Genomic DNA, 15,555 nt, shown 5'->3' on the forward strand with positions numbered 1-15,555 from the left:
GTTTTAGCAGCGGTTGTTTTAGCAGCGGTTGTTTTAGCAGCGGTTGTTTTAGCAGCGGTTGTTTTAGCAGCGGTTGTTTTAGCAGCGGTTGTTTTAGCAGCGGTTGTTTTAGCAGCGGTTGTTTTAGCAGCGGTTGTTTTAGCAGCGGTTGTTTTAGCAGCGGTTGTTTTAGCAGCGGTTGTTTTAGCAGCGGTTGTTTGAGCAGAGGTTGTTTGAGCAGAGGTTGTTTGAGTCGCGTTCTGAGCTTCCAGATTCAGAGTCTGCAGGAGGAACAGAGGAGCGATTAACTGAGCTAAATAACCCTGCAACTTAATCATTTTCAGGACTCCCGGGCAAGTGTCGATAGGAAGCCTAGTCTATGTATTTATACCGATCCATTAATATCTTTAAAATATTTCAGGATAATCGTTGGTTACCTTTGTGGCAGCATCTTTAAACCGCAGAGGTGAGTTGAGGTTATCGATTTAACGACAGGGCCAGAGCGGTCATAAAGAGTGATCGTGACACCGAGCAGTTGTCACGACCGTTGCATCTGCTGATGAATGGGAGACCGCTGCCACTCGCAGTGGAGTGATTGATGGCTGTCCTGGTATGTAAATGTAGGCTGAGGGTATTGATCACGCCCGGGTCTCCCGGGAAAAACAGCCCGGGTTCAATATTTATGAGACAACAATGTCGCCAGGGTGGTTATAACCCCCAAACCCGTCGTGACTGCGCTTGCGCCTGCTGATGAAGTGGGGGCTATACGGCTTCTGTTGTAAGTCGTGACGTCATCGTAAGTTTTGATGTTACTGTACGCCGCGAGGTCACTGTATGTGGTGACGGTATCGTAAATCGTGCTGATACTGGATGGCGTCTTGGTAATCGTAAAATTATAGGGTGCAGCGACCGCATGACAGACTTCTGAGTCAAACAAGAACTGGCCTTCGACGTTGAACAGTCCACTGCAAGCGGTGGCACTGGAGCCATTCATGGCCGTCCAGGTGTTCACGATCCGGCTGATTGGATAGGGATTGGGTGTTGACATGACAACGGTTGCGTTCGGGCTTGGCATAACAGCGGTTGAGTTTAGAGTTGGCATAACAGCGGTTGCGTCCGGAGTTGGTATGACAACGGATGAACTCATTAGTCTATTGCACTTATCTGTCAGTGATGATGGATCAACAGCTTTCAACCTGAATTGTGGTCGAAGTTGCTGCCACGGACTCACTGCCTGCAGGTGATTACAAGCCAAGGCCAGTTCAAGGCGTGCACTGACGATTAGAGCTGTTGCTGTTACCTGAATCTGATTGCCTGCCAGATTAAAGAGAGGAGGCCTACCGCTATAGGCAGGACCTGAGAGAGCGAACCCGCCCCGTAGTGATTGCCCTGCAGCAACTAAATTGCGAAAGGTAATACCGATATTGGAAATGTTGACCTTGTTTCCGAAGACATCTAAACGGCTTCCGGGTCCAAGAATAAATTCACCTGCCTCTGCTATTTTTCCCAGGAATGTGTTCCCGATAACAGCAAGCCTCTGTGACAGGTTATGGATAAAAGGGAGGTTAATGTATATCCCTTTTTCAGGAATTGAGCTGCCTGCCCACGATGGAATAATGACACCTCCAAGCGTATTGTTGGCGAACCGCAAGCCCGGGCCCGGGTTCACGCTATTGGTATACAGTGGTGCTACGCAGTTAAGGTAAACCGCACTCACAAAAGGCACATAGAATACGTTGTCTTCTACAATCAGTCTCCGGTTAAAGCACTCTGCGGAGATGGTGACGTTAACTGAACTTTTGTACTTAGGTCCCGTAGGCAGGAAAGTAATGTGTCTTATATGACTGTCTCTTGTTTCTGAAAACTGGAAACTTTTATCGGATCCAACCTTGACCATAGTATGAATGACACGATCTTTGCGATTCGTGATGATGATATCAAAGCCGTCATCGGGAGCTCCAATAATGTCCTGACCGTCCTGCAAAACGATTGCACTACTAATAAAGTAGTTAATTGGGGTGTTACCCGACCCGGGGGGCTTGGGTGGAATCGTCGTGTGGGAAGAGAGCAGTATAACGGTGTTCTCTGGAATCCGTTCTATCAACTTATTTAAATTCTCTGTCGGGTCGGCACTGAAAACAACGCACTGTCGTCCGCGAACCAGATGTCTGTATTGTTTCAGCTGCCGCTCGACGCCAGCAGTCTGTCCTGTAAGAGAGTTGCATGATACCGGTTGAGGGGGAGAGGTGGTTGGAGGCCGAGTCGTCTGAGCTTGCAGGTTCAAAGCCTGGAACAGAAATACAGGCACGATTAATCTGGTTAAATGATGCAGTGGCTTGATCATTTTCCGGACTCCAAAGAATTCAAGATAGGAAGCCTGGACGCTGCCCTGGTACTTATCCATTAATATGATTGGGATGCATTGAGAGAATAGATGAATCCTTTCTGTCTATCCTTTCTTTAGTATTTTTGATCGTTCCCATGTTGTTACCTACAGAGCCTGAAAACATGGGAACAGGAGTCTGGCAAAGCTATTTTAAACTATTTAATGCACAACAGAGCCAGAGCGCTCAGCACAACCGTAGCAGCAATTAGTTCTTTGGCTCTCGATGATGAATAGGGGGCTGTATTGATATCAAAAGACTTTTTAGTATAGGGATGTGTACTGGAAGTAGAGTGCGGAGTGACTGTCTGGCAGTGGTCTTTTTCAAAGAAGAAAAGCCCTTCGAAGTTGACTAATCCAGTGCAGGCAGTATCCGAGGAATATTTTGTGCCAGTCCAGGTGTTGGCAAGCTGACTGCTTGTATAAGGAGTTGGTACGATAACGTTTGAACCCGGAACGTTTTGGCACTTTTCCATTATCTCTTCAAATGTTGCTGGTATTGATTTCAAGAGGAATTGTGGTTGGGGTTGCCACCACGAATTGAACCCCTGCAGGTGGTTACACGCCAGAACCAGTTCAAGCTGACCGTTGACAGTGACAGCTGTTGCTGTCACTCGAATCTGATTGCCAGCCAGATTAAAGAGAGGAGGTTTTGCATTGATATCGGTATGGCCTATTAGATCGAAACCACCTTTGCGAACCGCCGGGCGTCCTATTCTGCCGTAATTGGTAATGTCGACGGTGTTTTTGAAGATCTCCATACGAGATTCCGGACCAAGTCTGAAGACACCCGCTTCTGCCATTTTGCCCCGGAATGTGTTGCCCGCAACAACTAATCTCTTTTCCTGATGCCTGATGGCGGGCAGATTAATAGATATACCTTTCTCTGGAACAAGTGTTTTGGTCAAACTTTTGAAGCTCGTGCCTATGAGCGTGTTATTGGCGAACAGCAGGCCCGGACCGGGGCGCGTAGCATCGGAAGATGCATCGAGAGATTGCTTGCAATCAAAGTCAAGTGCGGCCTTGACAGGAAGATGAAATACATTTTCTTCTAAAATGAGTTTTCGGTTATAGCACTCTGAGAAAACAATGGAGTCGATTGAGAGGTGTTTATTCTCTCGAGTTGGCCGGAAGGTAATGTGTCTTATGTGGCTGTCTCTTGTTTCGCCAAACTGGAAGTTATCAGTGGTTCCTACCTTGATTAAATGTTTGTCTGTAAATCCTGGCCGATCCCTGATGACAATGTCAAAGCCGTCATCAGCAGCACCTATAATGACCTGCCCATCTTTCAAACGTATTTCACTGCCAATAAAGTATTCAACCGGGGTCTTGTCAGGTGCAGGGGAAATGGCTGGAGAAGGCGTTGTCACTGCAGGGTCAGTTTTCGAGGAGAGCAGTATCACGGTGTTTTCAGGAAGCCGGTTGATCAACTGATCTAAATCTTCCGTCGGGTTGGCACTGAGAACAAAGCACTGTCTTCCAGGAACAAGGTGACTGTACTGGAGTAGCCGCTGCTGAACCCCCCTCGTATGCCCTGCAAGAGAATTGCACGATACCGTTGGAGGAGCTGTTGTAGAGTGTGAGGTTGCGATTGCGATTGCGATTGGAGATTGAGCCGTCGTCCGGGCTTGTAAACTCAGAGCTTGTGACAGGAATAAAGGGATAATTAGCCGGGTTAGATAATGCTTTAAATTTATCATTTTCAGAACTTCCAAAAATTGTAGATTAGGAAGCCTAGACACTGTATTTATACTTATCCATCAATATCACTCGTTTTTTGCTCTGGGATCCTGAAATGCCTGGGATGATGTATGGGTTCCCAAGCTGGCGGCCTGTCGGACTTGAGCGTCCGACGAGGATTGCTGGAAATTTTTTATTTTATTGCAACCGCATGGCGCATGGATGCAGGAGCCAGAGCAACGCAGGAGCAGTGGCCGCGCAGGACAGCCTTAAGTCCGACAGGCTGCCAGAGTCCGAAAACCACAGGTTTGAATAAGTCTCCTTTGCATGGGAATGCATACTATCGAAGAGATGAATTCGTTCAGGTTATAGATTCAACAATATGAATAGACCAGCCATGACAGCCAAAGGGGTAGCGACTGAAGTTGAACCTGTTGACGGCGCGGGGATCTCTGTCGTGCTGTTAACAGGAGCAAGAGGCAGAGAAATTGTCTGGCAGACTTCTGATTCAAAGAAGAATTGGCCTTCGAAGTTGACCAGTCCGCTACAGGCAGTGGCGAGGGAGCTATTTATTGCCTTCCAGGTACTTGCAAAACGGCTGCCTGCATCCGGAGTTGACATGACAACCGTTGAATTTGGTGTGAGGGTTGACATAGCATGCGTTGGATTTGGAGTGAAGGTTGTCATGACAACCGTTGGATTTGATGTGTGTGTTGGCATAACAGCGGTTGAGCTCACACTGCCACTGCACACTTCCGCCGCTTTTCCCAAGGGTACCGGAAGTGCCTTCAGGACGAATTGTTTTTGGGGTTGCCACCAGGGATTAACTGCCTGCAGGTGGTTACAGGCAAAGGTCAGGCCGAGCTGTCCCCTGACGGTTATGGCGGTTCGTGTTACCTTGATCTGATTGCCAGCCAGGAAAAAAGCAGGTGGGACTCCTATGGACTCTGTCGGCCCTGCCAGAACGAACCCCCCTTTGCGAACAGAGTCGCGGGTGGTGTTGCCGGCATTGGAAATGTTGATAGTGTTTTTGAAAACATTGATACTGGACCCGGCCCCAATTTTGAACTCAGCCGCTTCTGCCATGTTGCCTTCGAAACTGTTCCCAATAATCGATATTCGCTCTGACTGGTTCACGATGGCAGGAAGATTAATAAATATCCCTTGATTCGGAATAAAATAGGGGAAAATTTTGTCGTCAATCGAGTTGTATCTTTCACCTATGACCCTGTTATTAGCGAATTCCATGCATGGACCCTTGGGCCGGTCCTTATCAGAGGCAACCGTAAATTCCTTGCAATCAAGAGTGACGGCGGCCTTAACAGGCAGATAGAATACGTTATCCTCTATAACCAGTTTCCGGTTGAAGCACTCTGCAAAAACAATGGAATCAATGGGGACGCGTTTATTATTTCGTGTTGGCTTGAAAGTAATGTGTCTTATATGGCTGTTTTTCGTTTCTTTTGGCTTGAATTGCTCAGTACTTCCGACCCTGAGTATATGCTTGTGTTGAAAATCTGGCCGATCCCTGATGACGATTTCAAAACCCTCATCAGCCGCTCCGATAATGTCCTGACCATTCTTCAAAACTATTACACTGTCAACAGAATACTCAACCGGAGTTTTAGCGGGTGCGGGGACAACGGATGAGGAAGGCATCACGACTGAAGAAGCCGCTGGGGATGGAGCAGGCGCCATAGATGAAGAGGGCGTCACTCCGGCAGAAGTCCCGGAGGAGAGCAAAATAACGGTGTTCTCAGGAGTTTGTTTTACCAACTCAGCCAAATCCTCTGCCGGGTCGGCACGGAGAATAACGCACCGTCGTCCTTTAACAAGTTTTCCATACTGGGTCAGCCGTTTCTGAACCCCTTCCGCCTGACCCGTAAGAGAGTCGCACAATGACGTCGGAAGGCTCGCTGTAGAAATGGTTGTCGGCGTCTGAGCCTCAACAATCAGAGCGTGTAACAGGAATACTGGGGCGATGAATCCGGCCAAAAAATGCTGCAGCTTGATCATGTTCTGGACTCCCGGCAAATGTCGATAGGAAGCCTAGACGCTGTATTTATACTTATCCATTAATCTGTATCAAGAAAAAAGACCGGTTTTCCTGTTTATCGCTTTTTCGATAGATTTGCCTGGGGTTAGCTCTGATTTTTCAGACGTTAAAAGGCTTACAGAGAGGCATTTTTAGCATAGTGCTCAATATGTTTTGTGAATTTGTCATGCCGATCCAGAAATGAACTATAGGCATGTTTGGCAGGAAGAGTGATGACTTCGCCAGTATGGGACAGACCACTGATAAACTTTCCTGCGAGAGTCACCGGGTCTTTGCTGATAGTGTAATGGGTGACTTTCTCATGAGCACTGGCCAGGTTTTCTCTGGGAATGTCCGATAAGGCTGCGCGACTGAGCTCTGCGCTTGAGAAGCAAACGGCTTCGATGGGGGGCTCCATGGAAAGCGCTGCGTAGCTTGCTTCTGCTCCCCCCTTGGAATGGCCGTTAAGTTTCAGAGAAAAAGGTTCGCCTTCAGGCGTTACAGGCATATTTTTCATAATATTGGCGGTCAGGGCTTTGGCTTGTTTATAACTGTCGGGGATGCCTGTTCCCAGGAGATTCTTGATATTGGCTTGCCATTGCTTGCCTGAAAACCGGATGTTTTTTCTGGAACGTTCGAGGAGCTCTCCTGCAGCGAGTCCGGATGTTGTACCGCCAAAGACCAGGCGGACTTCTTTAAGCTCAGGATTGGTAAGAACGTAAGCTGTGAGTCCTGTTTTCTTGTCATACAGGAATCCGGGTTCCTCGGTGCTTAAGGTCAATCCCGTCCCATCGGATATCTGTTTTGCTATCTCCTCAGAGGGTTGCCAGTGAGCAGCAAAATCCTCTTTTTCCGGTTTGTGAATCTCTCCGGCTGCACTGATTTTTTCCAGGGAACGGTGATAGGGGTAAGCGGCCAGCTGGGCATCAATGGCCATAGATCTGAGCGCTTTGGGATCTGTGGGAGGTTTGCTGTTGGTGGCCAGTTTTCTGATTTCCCGCTGTTCGAGTTTTTTATGGGGGGTGGTTTTCAAAGCCGCCTTTTGGGGAGAATATTTGCCCACAGACTTGGAAAGTTTGACTTTCCAGCGTCCAAACAGGCCGGTTTTCTGCGACTGTTCGAATTTTTTTTCAGAGACAGGGTTGAATTGAGGGGCTTGTGTTTCGAGTCTGGATCTATCCATGATGGCCTTATTCTCGTATCTGTTATGGAGCCTTTCATTACAAAGGCTATCGCAAAAGTGCTGCGCTTAACTGATACAGCGCAAGAAAGTGACTCAGCTCTGTTTGCTGCTGTGTCACCCTCTTAAGTCTGGAAAGCATAAGTAATCTCTCTCAGTATAGGGGGCGGATGAAAAGTCCGGAAACACAGCCCACTCCTCATCGGGTCAGTCAAGTATACGGTAAAGGTTCCAACTATGGACCCAGCCTTCAGGATTGGTGGAGTAGAAGCCACCAATATCAGGGTTGACGAGTGTTACCCGGGAAGGGTGGAGAACAGGGATCAGTGGTAATTCTTTGGCCAGAATGGCTTCAGCATTCTGATAGTTTGGTAAACGGGCCACAGCGGTTTTCTTGCTCGCAGCCAGTGAGATTTCCCTGAGATAGGCTGGATCCCTGAAAGGGCCAAACAATTGACTTTCGGTCAGGGGGGTCAGGAAAGCCGTAGCATCATTGTAATCGGCTAACCATTCATACCATGCCAGTTCGAAGTCTCCTTTGGATATCCGCTCCAGGTAACTATCCCATTCTTCATTCTTACTGCTCAGGGAGGTGCCCAGTGTGCTGTTAATCTGATGGCAGATCTCTGGCAGAACATCCAGAGAGTTGTACCTGGGGCTGGATAATATAGTCAGCTTTATATCACTCCCTTTAATACCTGATTCTGCCAGTAACTTAATGGCTTGTTCGTTACGATCCGGGTTGTCCAACAGTTTTTTGCAGTTGGCTGGGTCTGGATTAAAGTCCCGTGTATGAGGAGGCACGAAACTGCAGGCTGGTGTGGTACGACTGTGAGGGAATATCTTTTTGACCAGTGTATCCCGGTCAATTGCCATCGATAGAGCCTGTCTTGCTTTTATGTTTTGCAGGGCTTTCACTTTGGGGCTGACTATCAGGCTGGCGGTGGATAGAACCTGGTCTTCAAACACAGACACAGGGTGCTTTTTCTTTAACTCCCCAATATGCAGCGCTGGCAACTGAGCCGTTACATCCAGTGAGTGGTTTTCAAATTCTTCTACCTGACGATGGACTGATGGAATAACCTGATAATTGATCTGTTTCAGGTCACTACTCAGATGACGGAAGTAATGGGGGTTGCTGATTAATTTAATACGGGTTTGCGGAATTACCTGATCAATCCGGAAGTGACCGTTGGTGACCGGAATGGTTGAGGCGTCGTCTTTGAGATTAATCTTATGGACAGGGAGAAAGCTGGGGAAGGTCATCAAGTCCAGAAAGTAAGGTGCAGGCTGATCCAGATCGATGATGAGTTTATTTTCGTATGCCCTGACCGCCAGTGCCTCGGGTTTGCCATTGAGAGCCTGTTCGGCTCCTGTAATTTTCGCGGCTTTCAAGTACCAGCGGTAGGTGGCTCGGCGTTCAGGGTCGGCCAGTGCCCTGAAGCTACGGACAAAGTCTTCAGCCGTGAGGGCACTGCCATCGGACCATTTCAGATTTTCCCTGATGATAAAGGTGTACCGGATGCCATCAGGATCGCGTTCAACATTGCTGGCAACGCCGGGCACGGGTTCACCGTTTTTGTTCTGTACCATTAAACCTTCAAAAACATCTTTGAGCACCTGGGCACCGGGAGAACCGCCGAAATAGTGAGGGTGCAGGGATTTAGGGCTAGCCAGCAGACCTCTTTCCAGAGGCTGAGACAGGCAAGGCATGGAAACACTGCAGGCCAACAGTAAGCAGGTCGGGGTACATTGAGCTTTTCGCAGCCAACTGCGGATTCTGAATCTAAAGAGCTTGGTAAAGGGCATTGAGGTGATCAGATCAAAAAACTACACGAGTCTTTTATATAGCTTATTCATATGGCTTCTGCCGAAAAAAAGTCAGAAAGACGCATGCAGTCTTCTATTCCTGAGGCTGCATTCGGCATCAGAACAAGGGCTTTTTTAGGGGGTATCCTGAACCAATGGCTGGACCTTATTATTACTACTTAGAAGGGTTAGATCAACGCTTACGGCCTTTGAACAGTTGGACTGAATGAGCTCAGGTCAAAAGTCAACAACATTGCCAAAGTGATCATGGATCAAACTTTATGAAAAAGTGGCTGTCAGAGCGTTACTGATTCATTTTACCTTTCTCGGGGCAGAAGCCATTGTTCTGGCCCGCATCAACAGGCTTGCGTTTTCGATGCGTTCTTTTATGGTCCGACAGGGCTTGACCATTCCTGCAAAGCTTCCCGCAGGGGCGCGGCTGGCCATCCTCTGAGACCAGGGTCACGTCACAAACCCTTTGCCCGGTGTGGCATTTGCTTTTGTGAGCCGACAAAACTTTGCTATTCTTGCAGACCTTCCCGCATGGCCGCGGCTGGCCATCCTTTCCGGCTACGGTTGCGCCACAGGTTTGCTGCGCGGTGTGTTCTTTTCTTTTGTGATTTGACAGGGCTTGAACATTTTTGCAGACCTTTCCGCAAGGCCGTGGCTGACCATGCCCTGAGACTACGCTCACATCACAGACTCTTTGCTCAGTATGGTATTGGCTTTTGTGAGCCGATAGACATTGGACATTTTTGTAAACCTTTCCGCATGGTCGCCGCTGGCCATCCTTTCCGACCAGGATAACGTCACAGATTCTTTGCCCGGTATGGCATTGTCTTTTGTGAACCGATAGAGCTAAGGCACTCTTGTAGGCCTTTCCGCACGGCCGTGGCGGAACATGCACTCCGACCAGAATCACGTCGCAGACTCTTGGCCCGGTGTGGTATTGATTTTTGTGAGCCGACAAAGCTTTTATATTCTTAAAAATCTGCCCGCAGGTTTGCGCCCGGCCACCTTGTGAGACTATCTTCACCTCGCAGGTTTGTTGCCCGCTGTGGTATTGGTATTTATGAGTCGCCAGAGTTTGAGCATTCTTGAAGACTTTCCCGCACGGCTGCGGCTGACCATTCCCACCGACCACAGTCACTTTACAGGCTCGTTGTCCGCTGTGCTCTGTGGCTTGTATTGCGTCTGGCTGTGAAAGATGCGGCTGGCCCTGGCACAATCGGGTTGATTCGGTTGCTGTTTGTTGTGTTTCTGAATGGCTGAGTGTCAGGGAAGCTTCGATTTCTTCAAAAGGCTTCTCTGGGTCGAGCCATTCATCGATCTGTGCAAAATCATCAGAGGTGAACGAAAAATTCTCCGGTATTTCGATCTCATCCATGGCGGTATCATTTAAGTGGTTCTCGCTATTGGTCGGTGAGTCAAAATTCCATGGGGGCTGGATATCAGCAATATCAATCCCTATCTGTAAAGGTGAGATGGGTTGGGGGTGTGCAGCGATCTCAGGATCAATGGATGTTGCTCCTGATGGTCGGAACTGACAAACGCCATAACAGGGATGGACGAAACAATTTAAACCTAAAGTATGCGAGTGTCGTTGAGGGTCTCTGTTATCCCCGCCTGAGCCAGAACGCTCGAGACAGGTGAAAAAGCGTGTAGAATAGCAGGTTGTCCCCGGGGTTCCCTGGCAGGATGACCCTGAGGCCGGGTCTTGTGGTGGGTTATCTCCGGAAGCCGCCATCATAGTGGTGGTCACAAACGGGCAATCTCCCTTTGTCAGCATAAGCCAACTGACAAGGACAACTATTTCTATAGTTAGCCGTGAATAACATGAAAAAAGAACGGAGCTTAAATGGACATTTCTGGCTGTCAGAATCAGCTCGTAAGCAACCCGATTAACTCTGTAACTGCTAACCCTGTGTCGTTTGTCATCGGGCGGCAAACCTGATCCCGGCTCGATCATAAAACGTCCTGTCAATGGTTCGGCCTGACAAACGACAGACGACAACAGTAGAAACAGCAGCAACAGATGTTTGGCATAGAGTGGGTGTTTAATAATTCTATCCTTGCATTCTGGTTGACGGAGAGGAAGGATAGATGATGCCGGAGCAAACTTCATGAAAGAGTGGCTGCCAGATCGTTACTGATTCACTTTACCTTTCTTGGGGCTTAAGCCATTGTTCTGGTTCGCATCAGCAGGCTTGCGTTTTCGATGCGTTCTTTTATGGTCCGACAGGGCTTGAGTATTTTTGTAGACCTTTCTGTACGGCCGTGGCTGTCCATGCTCTCCGGCTTCGCTCATATTAAAAACTTTTTGCCCGCTTTGGTATTGGTTTTTGTGAGCTGAGAAAGTGTTTTTATTGACTCACCTGAATCCTTTTCCGGGTTGGCACGCAGAGCAGTGTGCTGTCGTCCGTTAACAAGGGTTTTAGAATGGTTCAGTCGCTGCTGAACTCCTATTGTCTGAACTGAAAATACCGACGGAGTTAAAATTTGGTTGGCTCATCTGGACCTGAAAAAGCTGATAGTTAGTACCACCAAAGCCAGTAGTTGAAAAATCCAGAATAAAGGTAGAAAGCCGAACGACTCGATTAATACTCCATCTTTATTGATGTATGCACCGATAGCATGGTATGCGACCAGACAGCCTATGCCGCATAAACTCAAAAGAATACTTAGCTTGTATTTGTGGAAAAAGTTCATCAAAACCTCAATGCTCTGGCTTTTGGGTGTTTAAGCGTCTGCTCAGAAAACTAACTCTGGCTATTGGATTTATTATCAAGACAGTACATCTACTCCTTAAGCATAGGGCCGTATGATTCAAAAGATGTGTTACGGTTGAGTTGAACAGGGTATCCCGTTCAACGCTGACCCACAGAGCCAGCATTCGAAATGAATGCTGGCAGGGGAATGAGAAAGCTTAGCTTAGGGCAGCTTCCATTCGGTCAAGGGCTTTTTTCAGGGCTTCATCGCTGGTGGCATAGGAAAGACGCATACAGCCCTCCATGCCAAAGGCTGAACCCGGCACCAGGGCAACGCCTTTTTCCAGCAGCATTTCTGCCAGCTGGGTGTCTTTTTCAAGGCCCAGCTTCTGCATGGCTTCGCTGAAGTCAGGGAAGGTGTAAAATGTACCGTCACTTTCAATGGTGGTAACACCTGGCAGCTTCTTCAGACGACTTACGACATAGTCATGACGCTTTTTGAAAGAGACCAGCATCTCCTTTACGCACTCCTGAGAGCCGGCCAGAGCTTCAGTAGCGGCAGCCTGAGCAACAGAGCAGGGGTTGGAGGTGCTCTGGGACTGAATCTTTTTCATGTTCTTGATCAGCCAGGCGGGACCACCGGCATAACCAATACGCCATCCGGTCATGGAGTAAGCCTTGGAGACACCGTTCAGAACAATAGCTCTGTCGTACAGTTCCGGACAGGCCATCAGGATGTTACAGAATGGCTCATCGCTCCAGAGGATGTGCTCGTACATGTCATCGGTAGCCACCATAACATGAGGGTGCTTCAGCAAAACAGCGGCCAGACCTTCCAGCTCTTTACGGGTGTAGGCGGTACCGGAAGGGTTGGACGGGCTGTTCAGAACAACCAGTTTGGTTTTTGGGGTAATGGCTGCTTCAAGCAGCTCCGGAGTCAGTTTGAAACGGTTCTCCAGGCTGCCCTTGACGATCACCGGGACACCTTCAGCAATCGTCACCATATCCGGGTAGGAAACCCAGTAAGGGGCAGGGATAATGACCTCATCCCCTTTGTTGATCAGCGCCAGACAGAGATTGAAGAAGCTCTGTTTACCACCGGAGGAAACCAGAATCTGGTCTGGCGCGTATTCGTGACCATTGTCGCGCCTGAACTTGTTAATAATGGCCTGTTTCAGTTCTACAGTACCGTCAACGGCAGTGTACTTGGTTTTTCCTTCGTTAATAGCCTTGATCGCAGCTGCCTTGATGTGATCAGGAGTATCGAAGTCGGGTTCACCGGCACCCAGGCCAATAATGTCTTGACCGGCAGCGCGAAGTTCAGCGGCACGGGCAGTGACTGCCATGGTAGGTGATGGTTTGACCATCTGAACGCGGTGGGAAGGTTGACCAGTCACGATGTTCCTCGTTAATCGTTAGTGAACTACTCGCCCCTGAAGGGAGCGGGATTGCGCCTCAGTTTCGTTCAAACCCGTATGAAATCAGACAGGCTCCTGGCGCACTTCTAAGCCAGACCCCTGACTGACACTGATTCCGGTGTGAACTCTATAAGATTGACAAGCAGACTTGCCGGGGAATCATGCATCAGCAATGGGCATAATACACAAGCCCTCTTCACTGCGCCATCTGAAAACCGAAACTCTGTTTGTATTTTTGTGACGCGCCGTTTTTGCCTGCTTTTTCTGATTAAGTGCAGTGTTCTCAGGCTGCATTTAAGGTCCGGGGCTGTTTATAATCAACGATGGTTTTAAAAGCTTCTGCCAGTGGATACATATGGGAAAGTCATTCAAGGTATCATCAAAATTCCAGCCTTCCGGGGATCAGCCTGAAGCTATTGAAAAGCTGCTGGCGGGCATTCATTCGGGACTGGCCTGCCAGACGTTGCTCGGGGTGACCGGTTCAGGAAAAACCTTCACTATTGCCAATGTCATTGAAAAGCTGCAGAGACCCGCCATTATAATGGCCCATAACAAGACCCTGGCTGCGCAATTGTATGGCGAATTCAAGGAGTTTTTTCCCGACAATGCGGTTGAGTACTTTGTTTCCTACTACGACTACTATCAGCCTGAGGCGTACGTACCCAGCTCAGACACCTTTATCGAGAAAGATGCCTCGGTGAATGAGCACATAGAGCAGATGAGGCTTTCTGCCACCAAAGCGTTAATGGAGAGGGACGACGCGATTATTGTTGCGACGGTTTCAGCAATTTACGGTCTGGGTGATCCTAAGTCGTACTTGAAGATGATGCTGCATATCTCCCGGGGTGAAATAATTAACCAGCGGGAAGTTCTGCGCAGGCTGGCTGAGCTGCAGTACACTCGCAACGATACGGAATTGAAAAGGGCAACTTACCGGGTGCGCGGAGACGTCATTGATATCTTCCCGGCAGAATCTGAAAAAGAAGCCGTCAGGCTGGAGCTGTTTGATGAAGAGGTAGAAGAGATCAGTGTCTTTGATCCTCTGACCGGCGAAGTGCTCAGAAAACTGCCCAGGGTGACTATCTATCCCAAGACTCACTATGTGACACCACGGCAGACTATTCTCGAGGCCACAGAAACTATTAAAGAAGAATTGGTTGAACGTCTGGAAGTGCTCAGAAACAACAATAAACTGGTGGAGGCACAACGTCTGGAGCAAAGGGTTAAGTACGACGTGGAGATGATGCTGGAGCTGGGGTACTGCACCGGCATCGAAAACTATTCCCGCTATCTGTCCGGTACCCGGCCCGGCGAAGCACCTCCCACACTGTTTGATTATATTCCTGATAATGCCTTGTGTGTGATTGATGAATCACACGTCACAGTACCCCAGGTGGGTGGAATGTATAAAGGCGATCGCTCTCGTAAAGAGACGCTTGTAGAATATGGCTTCAGACTGCCTTCGGCGCTGGATAACCGACCCCTGAAATTTGAAGAGTGGGAGGGACGACGCCCGCAAACTATTTTTGTTTCTGCGACTCCCGGCCCATATGAAGCGGAACATCAGGGGCAGATAGTGGATCAGGTGGTTCGACCTACCGGGCTCGTTGATCCGGAGATTGAAGTTCGTCCTGCCACGACTCAGGTGGATGATTTGTTTACTGAGCTTAATAAAACAGTGGCTAAAGGCGACAGAGTCCTGGTGACCACCCTGACCAAGCGTATGGCGGAAGATTTAACCGATTACCTCCATGAAAACGGTGTTCGCTGCCGCTATCTGCACTCTGGAATTGATACTGTAGAGAGGGTTGAGATCATACGTGACCTGCGGATAGGTACTTTTGACGTGCTAGTGGGCATTAACCTGTTAAGGGAAGGTCTGGATATGCCGGAAGTATCTCTGGTGGCCATTCTCGATGCCGATAAGGAAGGCTTTCTCCGTTCCGACCGCTCCCTGATACAAACCATTGGTCGTGCAGCACGTAATGTCAACGGTAAGGCCATTCTTTATGCCGACAAAATAACGGGCTCAATGCAGCGGGCGATCGATGAAACCGAACGTCGTCGTAATAAACAGCTTGCCTACAACGAAGAGCATGGCATTACACCGAAGAGTGTCCATAAGTCGGTGTCGGATATTCTTGAGGGCGCAGTCATTCCCGGCAAGAAGAAAGGGCAACCCAGTCGTAAGGTGGCAGAACCAAAAGCGGATTATCACCCTGAACTGTCGGCTCAGGAACTGGCTAAAACGATCAAGACGCTGGAAGACAGGATGATGGAGCATGCCCGCAACCTGGAGTTTGAAGAAGCGGCAGCCGTCCGTGATCAGGTGGCCAAACTCAGGGATCGGGTATTGAAATGAC

At 48.8% G+C, this 15,555-nt stretch carries 11 protein-coding genes; 1 reads left to right on the forward strand and 10 read right to left on the reverse strand.

Features of this window, described 5'->3' with window-relative positions:
* The 10 genes from KDK17_RS14775 to KDK17_RS14820 form a co-directional block, all read right to left on the reverse strand.
* Positions 1-317 (reverse strand): hypothetical protein (locus tag KDK17_RS14775; RefSeq protein WP_257288385.1); only part of this gene is annotated, 317 nt, incomplete at its 3' end.
* A 335-nt stretch (positions 318-652) separates the two neighbouring features.
* A complete protein-coding gene (locus tag KDK17_RS14780; RefSeq protein WP_257288386.1) occupies positions 653-2,383 on the reverse strand; it encodes a hypothetical protein in 1,731 nt (576 codons plus the stop codon).
* Between the two features lie 137 nt (positions 2,384-2,520).
* On the reverse strand, positions 2,521-4,062 hold the full coding sequence (locus KDK17_RS14785) for a hypothetical protein (protein WP_257255610.1): 1,542 nt from the start codon (positions 4,060-4,062) through the stop codon (positions 2,521-2,523).
* 346 nt (positions 4,063-4,408) lie between these two features.
* Positions 4,409-6,058, reverse strand: coding sequence for a hypothetical protein (locus KDK17_RS14790; RefSeq protein ID WP_257276371.1), 1,650 nt, complete (start codon positions 6,056-6,058; stop codon positions 4,409-4,411).
* Between the two features lie 155 nt (positions 6,059-6,213).
* On the reverse strand, positions 6,214-7,260 hold the full coding sequence (locus KDK17_RS14795; RefSeq protein WP_257276372.1) for a hypothetical protein: 1,047 nt from the start codon (positions 7,258-7,260) through the stop codon (positions 6,214-6,216).
* Between the two features lie 204 nt (positions 7,261-7,464).
* Entirely contained in the window at positions 7,465-8,970 is a 1,506-nt protein-coding gene (locus KDK17_RS14800) for a peptide ABC transporter substrate-binding protein (protein WP_257288387.1), read from the reverse strand.
* A 400-nt stretch (positions 8,971-9,370) separates the two neighbouring features.
* Positions 9,371-11,191, reverse strand: coding sequence for a hypothetical protein (locus KDK17_RS14805; protein ID WP_257255615.1), 1,821 nt, complete (start codon positions 11,189-11,191; stop codon positions 9,371-9,373).
* 21 nt (positions 11,192-11,212) lie between these two features.
* Entirely contained in the window at positions 11,213-11,374 is a 162-nt protein-coding gene (locus tag KDK17_RS14810; protein ID WP_257255616.1) for a hypothetical protein, read from the reverse strand.
* 200 nt (positions 11,375-11,574) lie between these two features.
* A complete protein-coding gene (locus tag KDK17_RS14815) occupies positions 11,575-11,775 on the reverse strand; it encodes a DUF3955 domain-containing protein (protein WP_257255617.1) in 201 nt (66 codons plus the stop codon).
* Positions 11,776-11,992: 217 nt separating this feature from the next.
* The gene (locus KDK17_RS14820) at positions 11,993-13,141 is read right to left on the reverse strand and encodes a pyridoxal phosphate-dependent aminotransferase (protein WP_257255627.1); all 1,149 of its coding nucleotides are present in this window, start codon (positions 13,139-13,141) and stop codon (positions 11,993-11,995) included.
* 406 nt (positions 13,142-13,547) lie between these two features.
* Between KDK17_RS14820 and uvrB the strand changes: the two genes are divergently transcribed.
* Positions 13,548-15,554: an excinuclease ABC subunit UvrB gene (gene uvrB / locus KDK17_RS14825; protein WP_257255618.1), complete on the forward strand. Its 2,007-nt coding sequence runs from the start codon at positions 13,548-13,550 to the stop codon at positions 15,552-15,554.
* Position 15,555 lies beyond the last annotated feature (1 nt).

It is taken from the genome of Endozoicomonas sp. SESOKO2, from assembly GCF_024606245.1.
Classification (GTDB): Bacteria; Pseudomonadota; Gammaproteobacteria; order Pseudomonadales; family Endozoicomonadaceae; genus Endozoicomonas_A.